The following is a 23,541-nucleotide window of genomic DNA, read 5'->3' on the forward strand; positions in this document are numbered from 1 at the left end:
CTTTAGAATGAGTATTCCCGAGGTTCGTGTTGAATCGAGGTCCATTTAGGCTCAGTGAATTCATCGATAATCCACTCACCATTGTACCGTCCCATCCCCGATGCTTTGGTTCCGCCGAACGGGACATGCGGTTCGTTGTTGATCGGTTGATCATTAATGTGAACCATTCCAACATCAATTTCGTCAGCGATTGCTCGAGCTCGCGAGATAGACGTTGAATGGACAGATCCAGCAAGACCGTATTCCGTCGCATTTGCCAGTTCGATGGCTTCTTCGTCAGTCTCGAATGGGATAATCGGTGCTACTGGACCGAAGTGTTCGTTGCAGGCGGCAGCCATATGGTTGTCCATGTTTGAGAGTACAGTCGGCGTAACGAACAATCCGTCTGCAGTCCCGCCAAGTTCTAGTGAGGCACCCGCTTCGACTGACCGATCGATGTACTCAAGGATAGTATCCCGTTCTGATTCGTTGATGACTGGCCCGACGATGGTCTCGTCATCAAGTGGGTCGCCGACCGGAAGCGCCGCCGCTCGGTCGATAAATCGGTCGACATAGTCGTCATACAGTGATTCATGGACAAGATGCCGGTTGATCGAAATGCATATCTGTCCCTGATGCATGAACGACCCGAAGATACCCGCATCAACGGCTTGCCCGAGATCAGCGTCATCTAAAACGACATGGGGATTGTTGCCGCCGAGTTCCATCGCTGGTAGCGCAAGTCGTTCAGCCGCGTTTTTCGCGACGCGCTGTCCAATCTGTGTCGACCCAGTAAATGCGACAGCAGACAAATCGGGGTGCGATGCGACATGATCTCCGATTTCCGACCCGTGTCCGGTAACAACGTTCAAAACACCGTCGGGAAGGCCAGCTTCTTCAAAGAGACGTGCGATGAGCAGTCCACCACTGATCGGAGTCTCAGTCGCAGGTTTGAGTACCACGGCATTCCCCAGTGCAATCGCCGGCGCGACTGCACGCAATGAAAGCTGAAACGGGAAGTTCCAAGGAGAAATGACAGTCACCACGCCAATCGGCTCGCGTTTAACGATGTTTTCCTTGTGTGCGATCTTCGATTGGCTGTGATCCCCCGACATGCGAAACGGATAGGTCACGACGTCGCGCATCATCTCACCTGTCGACGTGAACTCTCGAGCTGCCTTTGGACGGGCACTCCCCGATTCGATCGCCAAGAGTTCGGTGAGTTTCTCGTGATTGTCTTTGATGAGTTGCTGGACATCCTCAATGATCTCGCCACGTACTTGTGGGAGTTCGGTCTTCCACTCCTCTTGTGCGCTGACTGCTGCTGCGTACGCTTCATTGACATCAGCAGCGGTCGCTGCCGGGACTTCACTAATTATTTCTTGAGTAGATGGATTTTCTACTTCGATGGTTTCTCGATTGGATGGTGACCACCACTCACCGTTAACATACAGGCTGTTCCAATCTGCATCAATCGTGAATTCGACTTTAGTATCGTGTTCTTCGTTCATAAAAGTTAATTTACCATTATGAGAGTTGTGAAATCTTGTCTTTCCAACTGCATTCAATGTGTATGGCCATCTGGACCGTGTGGCGTCTCCAGAAATCCCGAGAAGATACCGTTGTCTTGCTCGGTAAGTGCTCTGAGACACGTTGTGTCCGCTTGTAGACCAAACCGTTTCTTAGGCGCCTTGAGTACGAGCCGGTCGCCGTTGAGCGTGTCGAGAACGCGAACGATGACGTCAGCGTACTCATTACTGATGACGAACTCGGTAACGACTTCAGCGTCGGTCTCCAAACTGACTGGAAACTCATACTCATACCCGAGGAACTCGTCGAACACTTCCTGATCTTGCCATGAGAGGCTCTCAAGTCCCATCGCATCGATTCGAATGGCGTTGGTTGCTGACCGCACCTCTAATCGCTCTCCCTTTGGTGTTTTTATGTGACGAACAGTGACGTTTGTTGTACCGTCACTTAGCACCGTCTCATCGACAATATCGACGTACTGACTGTCTGCTGTTCGGTCATTCATAGGAAGATCGATATATTATCTGTGCTAAGGACTGTTTGGTTAAGCAGGATTTTCCTATCAGCAATCTCGAAGGAACTACCGTCTCGCCGCAGTCTGTCCTCTCGCTTGGCCGAATAGAAGTTATGCTTCTCGCTGTCACCGCGACTCAAGTAGACAAGAAGGTTGTTTTCGACGTCGATCACCTCATCGTTGTAATCAGTAACGACAACATTTGTCACATACCGTTCGGTCCGCGTCGGTGGACGCTCTGCCCACGCATATTCTGAATCAAACCGCATAACGCGAGCCTTCAATGATCCATAGCCTTCGTTAAAATGATAGCTATTGCCGCTGAAGACGCCCGCGGTATTCTCCCGCATTAGTCGACGCGGCATGTGATAGGTAATATCCTCGGCGATGAGATCGAACCAATCGTGAAGTTCTCTGGCGTCGAGTAACTCCGCTTCGTGGTTGAGGAACTGCCGAACTTCCCGTTCGACGAGGAGTTCCTTAATTTCGTCTTCTCGTTCACTGAATTTCATGGCTCTACCTCTACGTTCATTGGAGTCCCGAGTGCTTCTTCCCGGTCGTTGCCAGCGATCATCTCGTACCACTGTTCGTGGAAGAGCCGCATACCGCCTTCTTCTAAGTTCTCTGAGTAGGCGAATCCAGGACCTTCCCAGTCCTCATCGAGTGCCATCTCACTCATCCAATCTAGTCCCATCTGGTAGTTCAATTGTAGATCCTGGGTTCGAGCAAACTGACCACCAGCCGCTTCGGTGATGCTCTTCCAAATAGGAACGTCGTCCTGTTCGAAGTTGCCAGTTGGTCCGAAATTCGCTGTGTACATCTTGTACATTCGCTCTTTGAACGACTCCGGCGCGTTCTTCGGTACTAGTCCCCAACTCCAAAGTTCCATTTTATCGGGACCGAGTGGCCGCCACTTTCGAATCGTGAAGAATGGCGCGACATCCCTATTTGGATCATCCGTCGTGTCCCCGAAATGCAGGAATCCAAAGTTAGGGAATATTGCTCCGGTAAACGAGAGCGCTTGGCGAGCGACCTGCCACTGTGCCTCAGACAGCTCATCACTAGTGAACAGATCCTCTACGATTTCGTCTGGATACGTCAGGAACACGTCTTCATCTTCGAATCCACGAATGCTCGTCGTATGACCGTCACAGTGGATGTGGTGGTCTATACTTTCTCCAGTTCCAGCATGTCCGACAGTCTCTTCACCCCCAAGCTCAAGGTCGACGACTGAACCGTGTGCCCATGCCGTATGATAGCTGTCGCCGTTGAAATTGTCTGCAATAGTTTTCCAGTTTGCATCGATTACCCACCGATGAGGTTCGCCTACAACTTCCATTCCGCCTTCTGGCAGGTTTAACTGGATGTCTAGGTACCACTTATAGTCACCTAACCATACTTCAAGTGGCGGGACGTCCTCATCGATCGACGCGAACACAAGTCCCTCGTAGGATTCAAGGCGCGGTACGTGGACGAGACCATGTTCCTCTCGGTCGAGTGCCTGGAAGGCTTTGGTCTTCTGTGGAATCCCAGCCGCATCACCGTTGTTCTTGTACGTCCATCCATGATATGGGCACCTGAAGTGGGATGTATTGCCCTGTTCAGCGCGACATACTTGTGTCCCGCGATGACGGCAGCTATCGAACAGCAGGTTGATTTCTCCACTTTCATCACGGACGAAGATGAATGGATCGTCGCCGATGTACCGACGAACATAGTCACCTGGCTCTGGAATTTCGGACTCATGTCCGATGAACACCCATGACTGACTGAAGAGCCGTTCAACTTCGAGCTCGTGGAGGCCATCGTCCTGGAGCAACTGAAGTGGGAAACGACCCTCATCCAAAGCCTCCCTTGCCTCTCGGAGGGCTTCTGCCGTCTTCGCTGGTATGTCATCTACCATCATACACACTGTCGTTTGAGCGGGAGATATTTAAATATATGGGTGGAGAAACACATTTGTAATCTATTCTCCCCATATTTAGTTAGGTGTATCATATAGTGCCAAGATATATTACGTATGGGCCGTAAGTCATGTACATGGATCGTGTTACCAGCCCAGAATCGAACGTTCACAGTAGTAGACGGTGGTAGTCATGCACGAGATAACCGCTGCAGTATCTCACGGACAAGGAACACACACCGTTGAAAGCGTCGCGCTTGATGATCCGAAGCCAGACGAAGTCCTAGTCGACGTGCGCGCGACCGGTGTCTGTCATACCGACTATCACGCGTATACCAGTGAAAGAACCAAATTTCCAGTCGTTCTCGGTCATGAGGGATCCGGCATCGTTGAAGCTGTCGGAAACAATGTTACCACTGTTAATCCAGGAGATCACGTCGTCCTCTGGGTTCTCCCATCATGTGGTGACTGTCAGTACTGTCAGCGTGGCCAATCCTATCTCTGCCAAATTCGTAAAGAAACCCGTGGTCGGATGTTGGATGGAACACGTCGTCTCAGCCGATTGGACGTTCCGATCAATCACTTCTATGCGCAGTCATCGTTCGCTAGTATGGCCGTTATCCCCGAGCGTCAAGTTGTTCCGATAGATGAGACGCTTCCGTTCGAAATAGGCGCACTGCTCGGATGTGGAGTGACGACCGGGATAGGTGCGGTTACTAATATCGCAGAGGTCGCATGCGGTGAAACTCTTGCCGTCTTCGGATGTGGGGGCGTCGGCGCGGGGGTGATTCTCGCAGCGAATGCAGTTAGTGCTGGCGAAATCATTGCCATCGATCTGGATGCTGAGACACTAGCGACAATGCAGGAAATCGGTGCGACGAAGACGATCGATGCATCCGTGACGGATCCCATCGATGCTATCAATGCCTCGGGTAGCTCCGTTGACTATGCATTCGAGTGTATCGGTTCTCCAACGACTGTCACGCAATCGATCGAATCGCTTGGTCCCGGCGGAACAGCCGTCATCACCGGAACAAGCGGATCCGATCCTGTTGAGCTCGATCTCGGGCTCTTTACCAGTGGCATCGAGGTAATCGGAAACATTGTTGGATTCACGCAACCACATGTGGATATTCCCAAATACGTAAAGATGTACCAAAACAACGATCTAAATCTGGAGGCGATACTGACTGACCGATACGAGATCAGTGAGCTTGACGACGCATTCAAAGCACTTGAGACGAGCAAAGGCGTTCGAAGCGTCGTTCGCTTCGAACCCGGTCCGTGACCTACCGTCAAAGCGGTGTCGGTCAACGGTTGTCCTCGAAATCAAGACAATATAGGAGTGCGATAACGGTCTTCTATGTCGAATATTTCTCATTGTAAACCTACGTCCAATGCAACACGGATGACTCTGTTTGGGCTCAAATTTGTTTGTTTGCGTCCGGCTCAGGCGTTCTAGTCAGGAGCGGTGAAAAAGTGACTCGTCGTACGGAGAAAACTATCGAGCGGTTCGAACGTCTGCTTCGGAACCAGACGGTCGGTTTGGTTTCCCGTTGCTTTAGAGTTAGCGATGAGCGGTTACTTCCGATGTTTCATCGGTTGGCTCAAACTGGGCGCCCGACAAACCAATATTGAATTGCTCGAAGCTCTGTCGCCACTCTTTGACAACGAAGATCCGAACAGTCGAGGGGAGGTACAATAACGACGACCGTTTTGACAGTGTCGAGATACACAATCTCAAGTTGATCTGGGGTTTCCAAAACGGTGTCTCGATGAATATCGGAGTACTCTCTTACCTATAGACTTTTCGTGTTTCGCAGTTTCAGGGGAGAAATTCCATCGTTTATTTGGTTAATTTAGTCTTCGAAATGGCATATCAGTGTCGAACAAAAGTCCTCACAGTGAGTCGTGACTGCACGAAATACACGACCATTGCGTTATGTGACACAAGTAGACTGGAGACTAGCGACATTTTTACCTTCACGGCAAGTAAATCGAGAATAGGTATGGCAGACCAATCAGATGACATAAAACCGCGCGATATTGCTCTACTGCAGGCTCGAGTCGCAAACCCGACAGCGTCCAGTCGAGAACTCAGCAAGCTCCTTAGCGAGGAGTACGACATTCACCTCTCACACAATCATGTTAATACGCTGCTCCGAGAGATGCAGTCAGAGGATCTATTCCAAAAAACAGTTCTTCCGCGTCGAACACTCTTTAACCACTATATTTTCCGTATCGCTTTCCACTACCCGAATTTTAAGGATAATTGGGAGAAATGTCGCGAGAAGCTGATCGAGGATCCACACGTGCTAATGTTCTTCAACGCCGATAGCAAGTACCGGTGGCAATTAATCACTCAGTTCCGAACTAACCAACAAATGGACGACTGGGTAACGGCGTTCTTCGAAGAGCAGGGCGAGATGATAGACGAATTCGATACTACTTCCGTTCATAATCTTCACAAATTCAATACAGACTCCAAAATATTCGATGACATGCTCATCGAAACCAAAGAGGGACGAGGATACCTCGCGAATCGGACCGATATCAATACAGACGACGGTTCGATCGCGAGAGGTATCAACCAAGAAGAAGTAGACGATTTAAGTCAAAGCGAGTGATTATAACCATATAGAACCAACACATGCGGGTTTTGGAAACTGATGTCCGCCAGGATAGCCCGAGAGGCCTGCATAGGATCCCGGAGTCCGCCCCGCGAGTGCGGACGTTGAGCTACTCGCGCTCGTCGCCGCGTCGCGCGATGATGTTCGTCCCCACCCACGTGAGAACGGGTTCGTCGTCTCCGTCATAGGCGACCGTACGGTTCCGGACGTACCCGCGGTCGTCGCGGGACTCCGAGGCCCGCACGTCGAGCACCTCGTTCTTGACACGGATCTCGTCCCCAGGGCGGACAGGGCAAGTCCACCGGAGTTCCTCAAGGCCGGGCGAACCCATGCTGACCGTCTCGTTCAGGAACCCGTCGACCAGTAGACGCATGCACGAGGCTGCGGTCTGCCAACCGCTCGCGATCAACCCATTGAACGCGGATTCTCGGGCCCGTTCCGGCTCGACGTGTATCGGTTGCGGGTCGTAGCGCCGCGCGAACTCGACGATGTCGTCCTCGCTCAGTGTGAAACTCCCGAGCTCCCTGACGTCTCCTGGTTCGATGTCCTCGAGGTAAAGTGTCGACATGTCTCCAATGTAGTCGCGTGTGCTCAAAGTAGGTTTCGCTCGCCTCCTGGTGTAGTGGTGGTTTCAAATCCCTATGAGAACGAGAGGTGTTTGTAATCCAATGGAGTTTATAAGAAGGACTACCGTGGTCGAAGTCTGCGAAATGCGAGATTTGCACGAGCTGTACATAGATCGATTTGATGGTTCTGGTGGTAGTATAATTCCACTTAAAACACAAAGAGAGTTGATGGAGTGACTGCTGTTTACTACCGAATAGTGAGAAATAGCCTACATTATTAACTTAATGATACGAGGCACTGTCTAGTTTAATTCCTCCTCGACAGGTGTCCGGTCGTTAAGGGATTGATGCGGTCGCTGATGGTGATAGTAATGCACAAACTGTTCAAGCCACTTCTGGATGCTCGGCCAACTACCCACCCATGACGTCTTGAAGAGATCGATGCGCTGTTTGAGTGTGTGAAACCATTTTTCGATTAAGTTTCGATCTGTATAATTGAACTGATCGCCAATCTAATTTGAAAGAGGGAAGGCCGATACCTGTAGCCATCAACGAGAAACACGGTGTCCGAGAAATCGTGTTTCTCGGCCAATCCAGACAGAAACGTAGCCGCTTGATCAGTGCCATGCCGATCAAACACTTTGACATCGAGCAGCAGCTTTGTTTCGGTGTCTATTGCAGCGTACACCCAAGACCATTCGCCATTGATTTTGACAGCGGTTTCGTCGACCGCGACCCGCGTCGGCGTCGCCGACGGCGGGTCGGACACGCTGTCAGATAGCCGATGAACCCATTGAAAAATCGCTTGATGCGACCGTTTTACGCCGATGAGCACAAGAATCGCTTTTGTTTCCCTGAGCGAACAACCGGTCGCGTGGAGCCGGACGGCGAACGCCCTGACGGGCGTCGCCGTCCGCTCACGCTCCCAACATTCAAGCGTAACCGTCTCTAAACTCTTTTTGAGCAGGTTTGAGAGTAGCATCAATCACTAACTCTTCAACCTACTCGTCCTTATCTAGACAGTGCCCGCCGAGAGATCGTGTGCGGGATGAATCATATCAGGGTCAACTGCAACAAAGAATTCGTGAAGCATCAAGCTCGATCTCAATAAATTATCAATATAATCAATAACTCGAAAGCATCGTCTAGTTCATTCTTTTTTATATATTACGCTGTTGATATATGGTGCGGTGGCTGCTAATTTCAATATTTCATATATTATTCAATTCACTATTGATATTCAGCAAAGGACTAACCGACAACAGATAGACCAGTCAATCAGCGTTTTGAGTGCGTGAGATTATCTATTGGACAGAATACCCCATTTATGTTTGAGTCGACCAATCAATCGAATTCCAAGGAAGACAATCATATAACCGTAGCCATTAACGAAAAACACAATGCTTGAAAGATAGTGCTTCTGGGCCAAATCGGGCAGAATTGCATCTTCCGACTCAGTAATGTGTAAATAATATAATTTGTTATTGAGAAGTAAGTTTGTTCCGTCTTATATTGTATAGTATCCACAATATAATTCATCATTGGCTTTGATAACGATCTCATCGGCCGTCCCGTATCCACTGGGTTACCCGAGTAGGTGATACCCGTTAGAATCTCCTCAGCCGTTCGGCGGGTCTCCTCGGTGAGTGTAGGTAGTGTCCCTCCGCCACACTGGATACGGTCTGCAATGATGATTCCGGAACCGGCCTGTGCGGTAATGACCCCGTATTCGTCGGCCAACAACCTAGTCGACCCTGGTTATATCGAGCGAATCGCATAAGAAGACAAATGTTTAACCGCCTTATGAAGCATAATGAGTCCCAAATATGTGATAATGGGCGTTCTCTGGGAGCCAAGTTACGAATGGAGAACGACGATGTGATGGTGTGCGTACTTCGGACCGTCAGTCACCGTAGCCAACCACTGCGTCTATCTATATGGACTCTTACACCGAAAGTTGCTGTCGTCCTGTTGGATTATTTGTCCACTGGTGGCGACCGTGAGAACACACAGAGATCGGCACGGCCAGTCGCGACAAGTGTGTTCACCTTGTTGATAGACATTGTAGGGACAGTTGCTAAGGTTTTTATCCCTACTTCATTTCGAATATCATCGCTAAAATCGCTCGGTCCTTTCTGCCTTAGATTCCGGTCACCAAGAGCGGTATCGACTGGTGCCACGACATCGCATCCGACTTTTGAAAGCGCGCGAGCGACCACGAAAGCATCATCAAGCGATAGACCGGCTTCTTTGCTGTCGGATACGGAGAGCGTCACACCGAGTGGCTTTTCGCCCGATAACGTGTCCGACACTTCCTCAACGACCCGTTCTGGAAACTGAATTCGTTCCTTGAGCGGCGCATCCGACGTGGTTAAGAACTGACCAAGTAAGGTATCCTTTGCCGCGTGAAGTTGGATATAATCGAATCCAGCGACGTCAGCCCGCTGGACTGCAGCAACGAAGTCCACAACGATATCATCTCGATCGGCTTCGTTAATTCTGTCTACGTTGAACTCCCGCGGTGGAATGGGATACTCATCGCTGAGTCGAGGTGCCCAGGTCGATTCGCGGTCAGCAGGCACACCGTGGCCAAACACCTGTGGCTCACGTGCACTGTTTGAGCCGGCGTGAATGAGATGCGCCCCAGTAGTCACATGTTCAGGAGTTGACTGAATAGTGTCCTGCCATACAGCAGTGTGATTATCGGTGTAGAGTCCAGAACTCCCGACGGAGGGACGTGCTTCTGGAGCAATTGCCAGAGGTTCCGTGAGCAGAAGCCCAGGGGAATCAGTTGCGGCCGCGGTGAACGTGGCTAGCTGCGCCTCTGACGGTGTACCGTCGGTTGATGACATTGTTGGTTCAAGTACACGGACAAAACGGTTGGAAATGGTGGAGTTAGAGATCTGAACTTCCTGGAACGCTGGTGATCGCGTCACCGAATCGCCGGGCGTCTGTTCAGCGAACCATTCATCGAAAGCATCAATAAAAGACGGATCTCGCCGTTGCAGACTTCCATAGGTGAGTCGACCGCTCCGCGTTAAGTGATGGAGGGCGAATTGTCTCGCTGGAAGGTCATAGTACCGTTCGATATCTTCGAAGTGAATTCGACTCCGTTCGGCCGCTGACAGTAGGGTGTTGACGAACGGCTTCCGAGATGCTTCGTAGGACGAGAGTGCGAGCTCGATCTCATCGTGTTTTTCAAAAGCCTCCATTAATCCGATGGCGTCCTCCATCGCCAGCGTCGTTCCGGATCCGATTGAGTAGTGTGCGGTGTGGGCGGCATCACCGACGAGTACCATGTTCTCATGGTACCAGTGTTCGTTCGTAATAGTCCGAAACCGTTGCCAGCGGTCCTGCTGAGAGAGAATCGGATTGCCGTCAAGATACTCTGAGAACACATCTTCGAGATAGGTGAGGTACTCATCTTCTTCCATGTCTGCGAGACCAGATCGCTTCCACGTTGCAGCGTCGCAGTCGACAATGAACGTGCTCGTGGGCCCCGGATAAGTGTGAGCGCACCAGATTCCGTCCTTGTTCTCAACGAAGATGTGTGTGAGTGCATCGAAATGCGCGTCGGTCCCGAACCAGGAGAAGTGCACGCTCCCCTCGTTGACCTCCGTGCCGAACTCCTCAGAGAAGGTGTCTCTGGTCTGACTGTTGATTCCATCAGCTACAAGACAGAGGTCGGCCTCGTCAGCGAGGATGGCAGGGTTCGTTATCTCGGTTTCGTACTGCAGTTCGACCCCCACCTCCTCACAACGCTCTTGGAGAACTGCGAGAAGGTCGGTTCGCATCATACTTGCAAAGGTGTTCCCACTACACCGGAACTTTTCGCCCTCGTATTCAATGTCGAATGGATCCCAACGATCGAAGGTATCAATGATAGCTTTGTGTGACGATTGATCTGCGTCCGCGAGATTCGAGAGCGTTCGGTTTGGGAAGACGATGCCCCACCCATATGTCACGCCTCGTGGGTTTTGTTCGAATACCGTAACGTCCCAGTCTGGATGCCTATTCTTCAGGAGTAGACTTGCGTACAGACCTCCTGGTCCGCCGCCAATCGTATTGATTTTCATGGATTAGGTGTTTGACTTGCTCGGATAATTGGACCGCTATAGTTGCCGAAAGGTCAGCAAGACCATTCGTTATTTGTGTCGACCGTATCGGTACATCGTGATTGAAGCGTATTATAACTTAGTCCATAGGAACTCGTTTTACCATACGTCCTCAAAGAGTTGTTCGTACTTCGAGACTTTGTTCGTGGGTGGTTCCGGCGTCACATATGCGACAAGAACCATCAAGACTAATTGACCTACCGCGAGTGGGATAAACGGAAGGAATCCAAACGACAAATGTGCTGGAACTAATCCCAGTTCAAACGCCCAAAGACCAATGAATCCCCACACCAGTCCAACGAAGGCAGCGTATTTGTTGGATCGACGCCAGTAAAAGGCTGCACAAATCGGGAAGAACATCAGCGCATACCCCGAGAATGCGAACGTCGCAGTATCAACGATCGTGTCCCGAGTAATCATCGCCCCCACAAACGCCGCCAAAAAGATTGCAATCAGGAAAGCCCGCGTGTAGTATATCTCGTGGGATTCATTTACGTTGAAGAACGGACGGAGGATGTCCTCGGTGAAGAATGTGCTCAGCGTAAGTACCTGTCCGTCGAGGCTGGACATGAGCGCGGCGAGAATGCCAGCCAAAGCAAATCCAACAACCCAGACAGGGAGGTATTCCCCGACCATCGCCGGAAGGATGAAATCAGGATTTGATAGATTTGGGACTAAATTAACGCCCCAGAAGCCTAGCAACACAGCCGGTACCCAGACGACGATGACGGCGATCGGGTACAGAACAGCGGTCTGTTGGAGATTCTTGACGGACTTAGCGGTCATGTACCGGATGAACAAATGGGGAAACATGAACGCACCGAATGCCACGATGAGGCCTTGTGAGAACCAAATCTTTGGTTGAAACGGGGGGATTCCCGCTCGGTTCAAGAGTGCACCGTTCTTAATCTGGGAAACCGCATTCGTCGCTTCGACGAAACCCCCGGATCGCATCGGAATCCAAACAAACATTACCAAGAGGAACACGATAAATACGACCCCCTGAAAAGCATTCGTCCACCCGGTTCCACGCATACCTCCCTGATAGACATAGCCGCCAACCACCAATAAAACGATAGCAGCACCTCCCCAGTAGGGGATGAGACCGTTTGTTAGTGACTCGAAGACAATGCCGCCTCCCTGAACCCCAACGAGGAGATAGGGGACAGTCCAGATGGTCAGCATTCCCATCGCGAGTACACCGAGATACGTCGCGTCCCAGCGGTCGTTGATAATCTGAGCAGGGGTGATGTGACCGAACTCTTTTCCTACCAGCCAGATCCGGTACCCGACAGTCATCAAAAAGACTGGAAACAGAAATGCGAACAAAACGACAAAGAACCCGAATGCACCCGCTCCAGCCCTGTAAGCCAGCCCAGGAGCACCAATCATCACGACCGCGGTCATGTTCGTAGCGAACAGTGCGGCCAACAAAATCAATGTGCTGAATGATCGGTCAGCCATTAGGTAATCTTCACGCGAGGTACCTGTGACATTCGCAGCAAGATGCCCAATTCCTAGAACGATTAGCAGATAAACTGCAGTGATACCGACGATGAGAAAATTCGAACCAGAGCCCATCAGTCACTACCTCCCGAAAGAACGTCCGAATCGGAAGTTTCGGTGCTTGTTTCGACCGTTGCTTCATGTTCAGCAGGAGGTTCTGGTGATACAATGTACATCACCGAGAGGATGAGTACACCGACAATCAAGTATACGATGTCGTACATAATCTGTATAGGAAGCCAACCCAGCACCAGTGTCTGTGAATTCATTAATCCAACTAATTCACTTTGATGCAAGATAACCATCGCCACTACGGCTGCTAACAAGACTGCTCGAGCTGGACGCTTAGGCGCCCAGGAGCTATCACCCATCATGTTACAGTCCCACATATGAAAGGGAGGGCACTTGAATATTACTGATGTATAATGATGGTGGTTTGAATCAGAAAGAAATCGCTGAAAGAGCAAAACCTAGGGCAACAAGTAACCAGCACGCGATTTTGGGGTAATACTACTATTGACGAATTAGATTTATGAACCCTTACCAACAAGGTGTGTTCGTAATCATGACGAAAGAGGAGTTTGCTGACCCAGCATCGCTAACCGGATATGACCCATTTGACAAGGAACATCAACAGGCCTACGTTGAGGCAGGATACTGGCGCAATACAACGTTTCATGAAGTAATCGATCAGCACGCAGCAGAGACGCCTGACCGTAGGGCACTTATTGGACCGCACAACGAGTTCAAGTACGCCGAACTCGCAGCGAACACTAAGCACATCGCGGCATACCTTGTCGGTGAGCTAGGTTTGCAGCCAAATGAACGAGTTGTCTTTCAACTACCAAACTGCGCAGAATTTCTCGAGGCATTTATCGCCTGCTCTCGAATCGGGGTCATCCCCGTTATGGTACTCCCCCGACATCGGGAAGCAGAGGCAAAGCACGTCGTTGATCTGACCGACGCGCGTGCATACGTCGTAGATTTCGACCGCTATCCATCTCGGTTTGATTACGTGGATCTCGCACAACGTGTTCAAGAGTCCCAGGAACCATTAGACCATATCATAGCGCTTACTGATGAGAAGACGACTTCGACTGATGGATGTACCATGTTTGACAATCTTCGTCATCCAAAGTGGACCGAACAACATGGTAGTAAAGTCTCAAAGACGGTCGTAGACCCTTCAGAACCTGGTGTTATGTTACTCTCGGGGGGAACCACTGGACTTCCAAAAGCAATCCCTCGAACACATAATGACTATATTTTTCAGTGGAAACATATGGCGGAGGTTGCATCCGTAGAGCACAGCTGGGTCGCTTTCCCAAGTGTTCCTATTGGTCATAATGCCTCGCTGAACTGTATCGTCGGCGCAGCACTCTGGGAAGGTGCAACTGTCGCAGTCGAGCCGGTACTCAAACCGGATGCACTTATGGAATTCATCGAGCGTGTCGGTGGAAGCTACACGCTTCCAATGCCAACACAAATACTCGACATTCTTGAGCATCCCGACGTGGACAAATACGACCTCACTTCACTTCGAGTTCTCGTCAGTGGTGGGCAAAAAGTGCCACCGGCAGTTGTAGAAGATGCGGTCGAACGTTGGGATGTCGGCTTTTGCAACATTTTTGGAATGGCAGAGGGACCGCTCATCTGTACACGTCCTGAAGACGATATCAAGATTCAGGCAAATACCGTTGGACGTCCTATCGCCCCTGAAGCGGACGAACTCCGCATCGTCGACGGAGACCGGGAGCATGAATTAACGACCGAGAAGGCAGGCGAGCTTGCTGTTCGTGGTCCCGGCTACTTCACCGGCTATTTCCGGAACAACGAAGAAAACATGGAGAATTTCACCAATGACAGTTGGTTCTTTACCGAAGACGTCCTCGCAAAGCGTTCAGACGGTAATTTCGAAGTGTATGGACGAATTAAGGATACCATCATCCGTGGAGGTGAGAATATCTATGCGCCCGGTATTGAAGATGAACTTATTGAATATCCACAAATTCTTAATGCCGCTCTCGTCGGAATGCCAGACGAACGTCTCGGTGAGCAGCCGGTTGCTTTTATTGAACTCGCTGATGACACGGAGGAACTCACGCTTGAAAAAGTTACATCGTTCCTGGCTGATCGAGGGATTGCAGTGTTTAAGCACCCAGAGCGACTAGAAATAGTTAACTCACTACCCCGAACCGAGGTTGGTAAAATTGAGAAAAAGTCCCTCAAGGAAAACTTCTCATCTTCGTCTGACACCACGGAATCAGAGTTTAGGTAACCAGCCAGTCGGGACTTTTTCTGCTGCCCTGCCTTATTTCGAATCCTCCAGGTTCTGTATTTTACCACTTTTCTGTCCCTAGTGCTCTTATTGGATGTTGTGCAATACCACATTATCGTTCAATCATATTATATCCACCTTCCTATTTTTTGGATAATACTAATATTGGAAGATTACCATATCATTGTAGCACAATTATCAAAAAGTCACACTATATTTTCACTTTCGTCGAGAGTTACTCGTGTTCCGTCCTGTGCAATTCAACTCACCATGTTATTACCACACATAATTTGATGATGGTCTGTTGCATGAGACGGAAAAACTATGTGTGACACACCCATACAGACGAGCCATGGGAACAAATAACCGGAAAACGATAAAATCGGACGAAACACTTCTTGAAATTCTTGAAACCCTTTACAGGCTTGAGGAAGCACCCCTGACAGCGATTTCAGATGAACTCGATGTCTCCAAAAGTACGGTTCATCGCCATCTCAAGACTCTCCAGAATCGGCGATTCGTCACAAAGGATGGTAACCAGTATGTACTGGGTCTAGAGTTCCTACGTTTTGGTGGCGCATCTCGGGAACGGTACTCTTTCCACCGACAATCAAAAAATATCGTCAAACAGGTTGCGACTCAGACGAGTGAGTTTGTAGGGTTTCTCGTAGAAGAACAAGGTATTGGAACGTTCATTTACTGTGAGATGGGCGCAGAAGGAGTTCCATCAGAAGCACGGGTCGGGGGAAATCTTTTCCTTCATCAGTCAGCCTCGGGTAAAGCGATCTTAGCATTTCTCCCGGCAGAGCGACAAGACATAATCATTGAGGAACACGGTCTTCCAGCGCGGACTGAGTACACGGTGACCGATGTGGACGAACTTCGAACAGAACTCGCCGAGGTGCGAGAAGACGGATATGCGTCCGCGCGTGGGGATTACACTGACGGGCTGTACGCAGTTGCTGCACCTGCCTTTGATTCGAACGACGAACTGCTTGGAAGTCTTGTCGTCGCGGGACCATCTCACCGGATGCGAGGTGATTGGTTTGAATCAGATCTCCCAGAACTAGTCATAGGAGCCGTCAAGGAGTTTAAACTTAAAATATCTTATTCGTAAATTTGCCCCATATTTATATCTTCAGTTGAATCCTTCCTCCGTATTACATAGTTAGTGCTGTAACGGTACGCTATACAAGGCATTGCGATACTCAAGTGATTTCAATTGCTACTATCTAGTCAACAATTCGGCACCTCCTCGACAGGTGTGCGATTTTCAAGCGCTTGATTCGGTCGCTGGAAGTTATAGTAGTAGACAAAGGCGGCTGAGCCAGAGCTGCGCGCTAGTTCGCCGCCAATCCACGTCTGATGGAAGCGATTGATCCGCATTGTAAATGTTTGGAACCACTTGCCGATCAATATCCGGTCGACATAGTCAAGATGACCGCGGAGATCGCACCGTGCGAGTGCAGCCATGTAGCCCATTTCGTCGACGAGAAACGTCGTCTCAGAGAAGTCGTGTTTATCGGCTAGCTAGCCGATAAACGCGGCGACTGGTCCGTGCCACAATGCTCAGACACGACCGCACCGAGCAGCAGCTTCGTCTCGACGTTGATTGCGCCGTGCTGCCAGGTTAATCGGTACCGATTTTCACTATGATTTCGTCGATCACGGCCCACGAAGGAGAAGCATTCGACGGGTCTGGGGTGTTCTCCGCAGTGCGGTAAACCCAGTGCGACACCGACTGAGGTAATCGGGTCACGTTGAATTGCCCAAGCGGGTGGCAGTTTTATGAATCGAAATCCCGGTCGGTGAAGTCGCACTGTGAGCGCTCTCAGGACTCTTGCAGTACGTTCATCATCCCACCACTCAAGCAGATTCGATTCCAAAGTAACGGTTTTGGACGGCTATTGCATTCGTTTCCAGAAACTGTTTATTCTTTGGCTAGTTAGTACCGTTTATTGTATGGCTTCAGCAACTACATCAATTGATCGGTGGACGAACAATTTTGCGATATCATCTATATACTTCCCAATTTCCCACGGTATCAATTTCCGTATTGGTATTTTATGGATATAGATTCCCTTGTTTCTTGGAGTTTTCTTAACAAATCCTTCTGATACTCTTCGTTCTTTATTCGTTCAGTTGGACAAGCAATTGCTATTGCTCCTTTAACGCCATCATTGATCGTGAGTGGTACAGCGTTTACACCCATCCCCTCAATTTGTTGATTCCAATCAATAGCAAAGCCATCCTCTCGAATTTGCTCGAGTTCTTTTTGTAACTGGCCATCATCAGTGATTGTCTTTGAAGTAACACATTTTAGTCCGTAGGTCTCGATCACCTTTTTATACCGACTTTTCGGCATGTGTGCAAGAAGTACTTTTCCAGCTGCCTGTGAATGAAGCGGTGTAGTGATTCCAGGATAAATTCCTACATCAATCGCCTGTTCACCCTCTTCAACGAGAATCATAACTGATCGTCCGCCCTCTTCGATAACGAGTGCGGTTAACTCTCCCGTTGATTTTGCAAGGTTCTCGAGATCGCCAGTTGCAGCCTGTACAAGGTCATTTTCCCTTTTCATTTTCGATGCCATAGAGAGAAATTTGTGGCTTAGCTGGTATTCACCGTCGTCATTGATGATGTATTTGCTTGACTGAAGAGTTTGAAGGTAAGCATGAGCTGTACTCTTCGGAATCTCCATCTCTCGAGCTAGTTTCGAGGGACCAGCCCCATCGAGCTTTCTAATCGTTTCAATAACCTCAAATGCGAACTGTACCGATTTCATTGGCGGATCTGATTTGTCCATGCAGAATGTTGCCACACTACCCTAATAAAACGTACGAAGGTATTGGACAGATCGCTCTGTAATAATGATTTATATTGGCGAAACTCTGCTGATTTCTTTTGAACCGAACGACAAGTAACTTATTCGATTGAAATGTTGTCCAACTTTGTTGGACGTTTCAATAATTATTTACCATATATATCGTGTCTGTATTAAACTCCCATTCCCACATTCCTTACAGTGCTAGAGCTGTAAAGTCTGCTCTTTGTATGAACTTGTGTAGTCGCAATTTTTGAACCAACCGATTGGGATAAAGGGACTAAAGAAGAGAGCCGTACGATATTATTGTACACTCCTTCGTATTTTAGTCAATAAAAGGACCGTTTCAGGATGACTCACAGATCAGTCGAAGTCATTAGAAACACTACTAAACGCCACATGACAAACGGTTCGCAGCGATCAATTAGAAATGGAAGCCACTGTCAGCGTCCTATATTGGACCGGTTATCTCAAGGTACGATCAGGAGAGGATTCGATCACCCATCAAGAAAATACAATCCCCCTTAACATACTTTGAAGCATTTACGGGAATACTGACAGAGCATAATGTAGCAGTTGAGAGAGTTGTCAGAGGTCTTGAACGAATCGTCATATCGGCTACAAACAGGATCTGTTATCGGAATATCCGTTTAATCGAAAAGATAAGGATTTCAAACGCCAATCAGCGGCATTTTCCACTCGACCTCTAGTGGATTAATTCTTGAAATTGTACAAGGCAACCGTCCGTATTCATTGCTGACTGTAGATCAAGTCCCTCTGGATTTCGTTCGCACCTTCATATATCATCGGAATTCTCACGTCACGGTAGACACGAGCAATCCGACGATCAGTAAGAATTGACCGTCCACCGTGTAATTGCATTCCACGCTCGGCACAGAAGTTAGCTACTTCGCTAGCTTTCGTCTTCGCCATTGATGCCCAAAGACCAGGGTTCTGGTCATTCTCAACCGCCTTTGCGGCGTTCCACGTGAGAGAGCGTGCTGCCTCGAATTCCGTGCGCATATCTGCAAGCATATGCTGGACTGCTTGGAAATCGCTAACTGTTTGGCCGAATGCTTCTCGTTCGTGAACGAACTCCCATGCCTCTTCGATGGCAGCTGCAGCGAGTCCCACTGCCCCTGCGGCGACAATGACACGTCCGTGGTTGAAAAATTCAGCCAGGAGAGGGAATCCGTTACCCTCACTGCCGATCAGGTTTTCTTCAGGGATTCGGCAGTCGTCAAAGACGATGTGACCCTGTTTGGAGGCACGCATCCCCATTTTTTCGGGAATGTGCTCAGCCTGATAGCCTGGAAGGGCGGTCGGGACAATGAACAACGAGTAGTTCGAATGACGGTCATTTCCTTCACCAGTCTTTGCGTAAACGGTAAGCCAGTCGGCCTCAACGGCGTTACCAACCCAATATTTCTCACCATTGAGAACCCACTCATTTCCATCCTTTTCTGCACGCGTTGTCAGCCCAGCCATATCCGATGCACCAGGTTCAGGCTCGGAAATTGCAATTCCGGAAAGCTCCTCGCACTCGGCAACTGGACGGAGGAATTCTTCTTTTTGCTTTTGGGTTCCATGCCGTTCAACAATTACACAGTTAACACTCGCTAACCGCAGGGTGAGGCCGAGACCAGCGTCGGCGCGGAAGAACTCCTCGCTCATTGCAAGCTCTTGTTGGAGATCAAAACCACGTCCACCGAACTCTTCACCGATATCTTGGGCAACGAGACCAGCATCCTGTCCGGCCTCTAAAATCTCCCACGGATATTCCCCTTCACGGAAACATTCCTCAGCATTCGGGGCGATCTGTTCATTGGCAAATTCTTTAGCTTCTTGCTTGATTTCGCGAGCGTACTCAGGGACGAAGCTATCGTTAAGCAACTCCATACAAATTACAAACCGAGAGGGTTACTTATACTCTTCTGTTAACGCAAAATATGTTGGTTTCAGAACAGCTATTATGTATTTTCCCTCATGATGACGTGTGATATCTCATCGCAAGCTCTTAGAACGGAACGTCATGTGGAGAGCAGACAACCCGGCGCTCTCAGTAATCGATACTAATGAGACGTTTACTTGGAGCGAATTCAACCAGGAAGTGAACCGTGCCGCCAATAGTCTTGCCGATCGTGGTGTTCGAAAAGGTGACCGTGTCGCAATGGTCCTGTATAATACAATTGAGTTTCCGGTGACCCTCTATGCATGTTATAAACTCGGGGCCGTGCCAGTGCCAGTGAATTTCATGCTGGCAGCTGATAATTTCACACATATTTTTAAAGATATGGCACCGAAGGTTGTCATTTACGATGTGAGCGTTGCCAACACTGTCGAAGCAGCACTCAACAATATCTATGCATCACCACAGAAGGTATCCGTTGGAAACTCCGCTGGTATGGATGAATCATATCAATCACTTATCGGCTCTGGGCACAATGATGCTCCACCAGAAATTCCCATAGCTGAGGCAGATCCAGCATACATTTTATACACAAGTGGCACAACTGGCGCTCCAAAAGGTGTCACGTACACTGCACGGACTGCGTATAGTCGTGCTCAAGAAAGCTCGATTTGTATCGGTCTTTCTCAAGATAGTGTTGCATTACAGGTCTCTCCGTGGTTCCATGCAGGCGGCATTGATATCACGCTTCATCCAACCGTAGCGTCCGGCGGTACGCTCCTTGTGACTACGGACTGGGAACCAGAGTCTATCGCAACTCTCATTGAATCCAAAAACGTGTCTCACATGGTCGGGGTTCCGACTATCGCCCAGCGAATGGCCCAACTCAAGAATATTGATTCACGTAATCTCTCATCTTTAGAGTGCCTAATGTGCATGGGATCGCCGCTCTCCCAAGATCTTGCGGAGACACTGATGAGTACTATTACCCCGAACGTGTACAACGGCTATGGGACCTCCGAAACTCTTTTAGATACTATCCTTCGGCCTGAAGATCTCCCTGAAAAGGCCGGTACTGCGGGTCGGCCAACTTTCGACAAGCGTATTCGAGTCATCGAGTATGAAGGAAGCCGTTCAGACAATCACGATGCCACTGTTTCAGCTGGTGAGGAGGGTGAAGTCATCGTCAACGGTGATTCCGTGATGGATTATTACTTCGGCAATCAAGACCAAACGAATGATTCACTTCGTGACGGTTGGTGCTATTCTAACGACCTCGGTGTTATCGACGAAGATGGGTATCTCAGCATCACTGGTCGGGCAGACGATATGATACTAAGCGGCGGAGAACTCGTCTCACCTATTGAGGTAGAAGAAACCCTCGAGGAGTACCCAACTGTTGAGGGAACAATTGTCGTGGGGGTTCAAGATGAAGAGTGGGGCCAGCGGGTCAAAGCGTTTGTCGTTGGTGATGGTGTCGACACTGACGATCTCGACGAATTCTGTAAAGATAATAAATCATTAGCAGACTATAAACGCCCACGGGAGTACCAGGTTGTCGATCAACTTGAGCGGACTGCGACAGGGAAGAAACAGCGCCATCAATATCGTCAATAAAGATTCGATGCTGGTAGCGTAACCGATCGCTCTAGCTGTGCTTGCTAACCACATTCGAACGTAGATTGAATTGCTGTGATAAGTCCTGTCAACTAGTTGATTGACCAATAAGAACTCGGTAAAAACATTCCCTCGCGTCTCCTCTGATGATTGACTAGCAACACAGCAACATCACCTCTAACCTACTCATGTTTCAACAAACACTCTTTATGACTCAACACACTACACCGGGACAGCATCGTTTCTCTTAATTTAACCTCATCATCTATTGGTTATATTCACTTTAGCGAGAGATTTATTAGCACTTCGCACGTCCATTATAACGTGCGAACTATCGATACACATAACGTTCGGTTTGGCGAACTCGCTGGGCCGCTTATGCACGGTGTACGGTTCTTTGACTTCCAACTCATCTCAACGCAAGTCATTACGGAAGCATTCGACCACGCATTCGAAGACATCGTCGAGATGGGTGGAATTCCATATGCGCCTGTTGTTGCAACAACGACTATCTACCGTTATCCTGGGTTCCGAGATACGGTGACAGTCGAGACAACACCGATCTCGGTCGGTCGGAGTAGCGTCGAGTTGCTCTACGAGATGATGGACAGTGACGGCAATCCACTCGCAAAGGCGCGAATCATACACGTTACTATCGCACCCGAAGGAGGTGCACAACCACTTCCCGAGAAGACTCGGGAAAGATTCTGCGACGCATTTGAAAATTTAGACCCTAATATTGGCCCATATGAAGCGAACGCTGAGGGGTCTCTGCCCTCCTTTACCGAATCATTCGACATTCGAAGCCCACATATCGAAGGGTCCAACCTCGCGTACTTCGAAGAGTACCCCAGGTTCGTCAACGTTGCTCTCGAGCGCTTCCTCGAATCAAAGGAAAGGAGCCTCGGCACACTAAGTATAAACCGCCAGTCGTTCCGCCTATCGAACTGGCGATGGGAATTCATCTCACCCGTCCAGTATGAGTCAACGCTAACTATCGAATCAGACGTTCAAGCCATCACCGACGATACGCTCCGTATCAAGCACCATTTCAAAAGCGACGGTCAGACTAGTATTGAGGGCATTACCGAATTCAGTATTTTTAACGAGTCAGGTGAACCAATATCATTCCCCCCTGCGATGTGTACACTATTTACTACTGAATGAGCGGGGCGAATAACACACAAATGCTTCAAATGATTAGTCATATATTTTTGTTGTTATAACAGTTCTTAGATATTTTATTATAATAAAGGCTTGACGATAGTTCTATACGGTGATCGGCATGACAGGCCCTGTACTTTAATAATATAGAAGATCAAGAACCATTATCTTCTGATATAAAGGCAGCAAACAAGACTATTAGTCATCCATACGCTAGATTGTTGGGACGAATATCATCTCGTGATGGATATAACATGAGCTGTGCACAGATTGGTTAGAGGATACCGGGTGGTGTTACTTCCGCTTAGTCACGAAAGCGGCAGTGGCAAGAGTACTACTACTTCTAATGTGCCCACCCGTCAAATCACTTCTACCCCTCAAATTTAGGCAGTTGATAAAATATAAATCATATACTGCAATATGAAATCTGCCATCATGGGAGATGAAACAATACGGGTTATAGAATTCCTATAATGCACGACTTCGACTGATACGTCCAATTTACGGCCGTTTCAGATTAGAGTCCAAGAGTCGATTCTAGTAGTATTCTAACTTTTCTACGGTTTGTAGGACGCTTGAGTATCCAGCGTTCAGCGCCGTCGCAATTACGACGATCAACGCCGACGGGGGTGGTGCCATTGCGGATATCCTGATGGATCGCTCACCGTTCATCTTGCTCAAATGACTTCTACGCCAGTTGTGTGGTACTAAGTGTCAGCATGCACTGGGTCATCGTGACTGCCAGCGGTTCGAACGGAATCACTGCAGGAGTGTGTGCACTTATAGTCGTGAGAACACGAATTAGTGCACTCATCTATGGGTGACCGCTCCTGATAGCCAAAGAACTAGGGTTAGCACTAGGATGCTCATCGGCCAAAGGAGGAAACAGACAACGTATGAACCTCTCGTCGTTCGAGTTTCCCGAGTCAATCAACCCATATTCGCTGACTACTTTAAGTTGCATACATCTTACAGGCAGTCTTCACTCCAGGTGTCGATCGATACG

The 23,541-nt window shown here is 49.1% G+C and carries 16 protein-coding genes and 2 pseudogenes; 7 read left to right on the forward strand and 11 right to left on the reverse strand.

The window, feature by feature from the left end:
* Positions 1 to 2: 2 nt before the first annotated feature.
* Genes AC1XDK_RS16695 through AC1XDK_RS16710 form a run of 4 tightly spaced genes read right to left on the reverse strand, consistent with a single transcriptional unit; the run spans position 3 to position 3,929 of the window.
* Positions 3 to 1,490: an aldehyde dehydrogenase family protein gene (locus AC1XDK_RS16695; protein ID WP_483351097.1), complete on the reverse strand. Its 1,488-nt coding sequence runs from the start codon at positions 1,488 to 1,490 to the stop codon at positions 3 to 5.
* Between the two features lie 53 nt (positions 1,491 to 1,543).
* Positions 1,544 to 2,014 carry a hypothetical protein gene (locus tag AC1XDK_RS16700; RefSeq protein ID WP_483351098.1) on the reverse strand — a complete coding sequence of 157 codons (471 nt, stop codon included), beginning with the start codon at positions 2,012 to 2,014 and terminating at the stop codon, positions 1,544 to 1,546.
* Positions 2,011 to 2,535 carry an aromatic-ring-hydroxylating dioxygenase subunit beta gene (locus tag AC1XDK_RS16705; protein WP_483351099.1) on the reverse strand — a complete coding sequence of 175 codons (525 nt, stop codon included), beginning with the start codon at positions 2,533 to 2,535 and terminating at the stop codon, positions 2,011 to 2,013. The genes AC1XDK_RS16700 and AC1XDK_RS16705 overlap by 4 nt, the downstream gene beginning before the upstream one ends.
* Positions 2,532 to 3,929 (reverse strand): aromatic ring-hydroxylating oxygenase subunit alpha, encoded by a 1,398-nt coding sequence (locus AC1XDK_RS16710; RefSeq protein WP_483351100.1) that lies wholly within the window; start codon positions 3,927 to 3,929, stop codon positions 2,532 to 2,534. Before AC1XDK_RS16710 ends, AC1XDK_RS16705 begins: the two co-directional genes overlap by 4 nt.
* A gap of 190 nt (positions 3,930 to 4,119) precedes the next feature.
* On the opposite strand from AC1XDK_RS16710, the gene AC1XDK_RS16715 reads away from it, so the two are divergent.
* Positions 4,120 to 5,214 (forward strand): alcohol dehydrogenase catalytic domain-containing protein, encoded by a 1,095-nt coding sequence (locus AC1XDK_RS16715; RefSeq protein WP_483351101.1) that lies wholly within the window; start codon positions 4,120 to 4,122, stop codon positions 5,212 to 5,214.
* 721 nt (positions 5,215 to 5,935) lie between these two features.
* Complete coding sequence (locus tag AC1XDK_RS16720; protein ID WP_483351102.1) at positions 5,936 to 6,553, forward strand: helix-turn-helix domain-containing protein; 618 nt, start codon at positions 5,936 to 5,938, stop codon at positions 6,551 to 6,553.
* Positions 6,554 to 6,665: 112 nt separating this feature from the next.
* On the opposite strand, the gene AC1XDK_RS16725 is transcribed toward AC1XDK_RS16720, so the two are convergent.
* From AC1XDK_RS16725 to AC1XDK_RS16745, 5 genes and pseudogenes are all read right to left on the reverse strand, one after another.
* Positions 6,666 to 7,124, reverse strand: a complete 459-nt coding sequence (locus AC1XDK_RS16725) for a MaoC family dehydratase (protein WP_483351103.1) — start codon at positions 7,122 to 7,124, stop codon at positions 6,666 to 6,668.
* Positions 7,125 to 7,424: 300 nt separating this feature from the next.
* Positions 7,425 to 8,104 (reverse strand): annotated as a pseudogene (locus tag AC1XDK_RS16730) (IS6 family transposase).
* Positions 8,105 to 9,098: 994 nt separating this feature from the next.
* Positions 9,099 to 11,198 carry an oxidoreductase gene (locus AC1XDK_RS16735; RefSeq protein WP_483351104.1) on the reverse strand — a complete coding sequence of 700 codons (2,100 nt, stop codon included), beginning with the start codon at positions 11,196 to 11,198 and terminating at the stop codon, positions 9,099 to 9,101.
* Between the two features lie 138 nt (positions 11,199 to 11,336).
* Positions 11,337 to 12,818, reverse strand: coding sequence for a sodium:solute symporter family protein (locus tag AC1XDK_RS16740; protein ID WP_483351105.1), 1,482 nt, complete (start codon positions 12,816 to 12,818; stop codon positions 11,337 to 11,339).
* Positions 12,818 to 13,117 (reverse strand): hypothetical protein, encoded by a 300-nt coding sequence (locus AC1XDK_RS16745; protein ID WP_483351106.1) that lies wholly within the window; start codon positions 13,115 to 13,117, stop codon positions 12,818 to 12,820. Before AC1XDK_RS16745 ends, AC1XDK_RS16740 begins: the two co-directional genes overlap by 1 nt.
* Before the next feature lie 191 nt (positions 13,118 to 13,308).
* On the opposite strand from AC1XDK_RS16745, the gene AC1XDK_RS16750 reads away from it, so the two are divergent.
* Complete coding sequence (locus tag AC1XDK_RS16750) at positions 13,309 to 15,021, forward strand: (2,3-dihydroxybenzoyl)adenylate synthase (protein WP_483351107.1); 1,713 nt, start codon at positions 13,309 to 13,311, stop codon at positions 15,019 to 15,021.
* A 352-nt stretch (positions 15,022 to 15,373) separates the two neighbouring features.
* Positions 15,374 to 16,138, forward strand: a complete 765-nt coding sequence (locus tag AC1XDK_RS16755) for an IclR family transcriptional regulator (RefSeq protein ID WP_483351108.1) — start codon at positions 15,374 to 15,376, stop codon at positions 16,136 to 16,138.
* A 927-nt stretch (positions 16,139 to 17,065) separates the two neighbouring features.
* Here the strand turns inward: AC1XDK_RS16755 and AC1XDK_RS16760 are convergent.
* A complete protein-coding gene (locus AC1XDK_RS16760) occupies positions 17,066 to 17,827 on the reverse strand; it encodes an IclR family transcriptional regulator (RefSeq protein ID WP_483351109.1) in 762 nt (253 codons plus the stop codon).
* A 768-nt stretch (positions 17,828 to 18,595) separates the two neighbouring features.
* On the reverse strand, positions 18,596 to 19,744 hold the full coding sequence (locus tag AC1XDK_RS16765; protein ID WP_483351110.1) for an acyl-CoA dehydrogenase family protein: 1,149 nt from the start codon (positions 19,742 to 19,744) through the stop codon (positions 18,596 to 18,598).
* Between the two features lie 133 nt (positions 19,745 to 19,877).
* Between AC1XDK_RS16765 and AC1XDK_RS16770 the strand changes: the two genes are divergently transcribed.
* From AC1XDK_RS16770 to AC1XDK_RS16780, 3 genes and pseudogenes are all read left to right on the forward strand, one after another.
* Positions 19,878 to 21,371 carry a class I adenylate-forming enzyme family protein gene (locus AC1XDK_RS16770; RefSeq protein ID WP_483351111.1) on the forward strand — a complete coding sequence of 498 codons (1,494 nt, stop codon included), beginning with the start codon at positions 19,878 to 19,880 and terminating at the stop codon, positions 21,369 to 21,371.
* A gap of 324 nt (positions 21,372 to 21,695) precedes the next feature.
* Positions 21,696 to 22,538 carry an acyl-CoA thioesterase gene (locus AC1XDK_RS16775; protein WP_483351112.1) on the forward strand — a complete coding sequence of 281 codons (843 nt, stop codon included), beginning with the start codon at positions 21,696 to 21,698 and terminating at the stop codon, positions 22,536 to 22,538.
* 583 nt (positions 22,539 to 23,121) lie between these two features.
* Positions 23,122 to 23,359 (forward strand): annotated as a pseudogene (locus AC1XDK_RS16780) (TRIC cation channel family protein); the annotation flags it as partial.
* Between the last annotated feature and the right edge of the window lie 182 nt (positions 23,360 to 23,541).

The sequence above is a fragment of the Haladaptatus sp. HS23 genome (assembly GCF_056892285.1).

Bases quoted from the DNA above. Each gene is read 5' to 3' on its own strand.
- AC1XDK_RS16740 (WP_483351105.1), bottom strand. From the start codon at position 12,818: ATGGGCTCTGGTTCGAATTTTCTCATCGTCGGTATCACTGCAGTTTAT.
- AC1XDK_RS16755 (WP_483351108.1), top strand. From the start codon at position 15,374: ATGGGAACAAATAACCGGAAAACGATAAAATCGGACGAAACACTTCTT.
- AC1XDK_RS16760 (WP_483351109.1), bottom strand. From the start codon at position 17,827: ATGGACAAATCAGATCCGCCAATGAAATCGGTACAGTTCGCATTTGAG.
- AC1XDK_RS16710 (WP_483351100.1), bottom strand. From the start codon at position 3,929: ATGATGGTAGATGACATACCAGCGAAGACGGCAGAAGCCCTCCGAGAG.
- AC1XDK_RS16705 (WP_483351099.1), bottom strand. From the start codon at position 2,535: ATGAAATTCAGTGAACGAGAAGACGAAATTAAGGAACTCCTCGTCGAA.
- AC1XDK_RS16770 (WP_483351111.1), top strand. From the start codon at position 19,878: ATGTGGAGAGCAGACAACCCGGCGCTCTCAGTAATCGATACTAATGAG.
- AC1XDK_RS16765 (WP_483351110.1), bottom strand. From the start codon at position 19,744: ATGGAGTTGCTTAACGATAGCTTCGTCCCTGAGTACGCTCGCGAAATC.
- AC1XDK_RS16700 (WP_483351098.1), bottom strand. From the start codon at position 2,014: ATGAATGACCGAACAGCAGACAGTCAGTACGTCGATATTGTCGATGAG.
- AC1XDK_RS16720 (WP_483351102.1), top strand. From the start codon at position 5,936: ATGGCAGACCAATCAGATGACATAAAACCGCGCGATATTGCTCTACTG.
- AC1XDK_RS16715 (WP_483351101.1), top strand. From the start codon at position 4,120: ATGCACGAGATAACCGCTGCAGTATCTCACGGACAAGGAACACACACC.
- AC1XDK_RS16735 (WP_483351104.1), bottom strand. From the start codon at position 11,198: ATGAAAATCAATACGATTGGCGGCGGACCAGGAGGTCTGTACGCAAGT.
- AC1XDK_RS16750 (WP_483351107.1), top strand. From the start codon at position 13,309: ATGACGAAAGAGGAGTTTGCTGACCCAGCATCGCTAACCGGATATGAC.
- AC1XDK_RS16725 (WP_483351103.1), bottom strand. From the start codon at position 7,124: ATGTCGACACTTTACCTCGAGGACATCGAACCAGGAGACGTCAGGGAG.
- AC1XDK_RS16695 (WP_483351097.1), bottom strand. From the start codon at position 1,490: ATGAACGAAGAACACGATACTAAAGTCGAATTCACGATTGATGCAGAT.
- AC1XDK_RS16745 (WP_483351106.1), bottom strand. From the start codon at position 13,117: ATGATGGGTGATAGCTCCTGGGCGCCTAAGCGTCCAGCTCGAGCAGTC.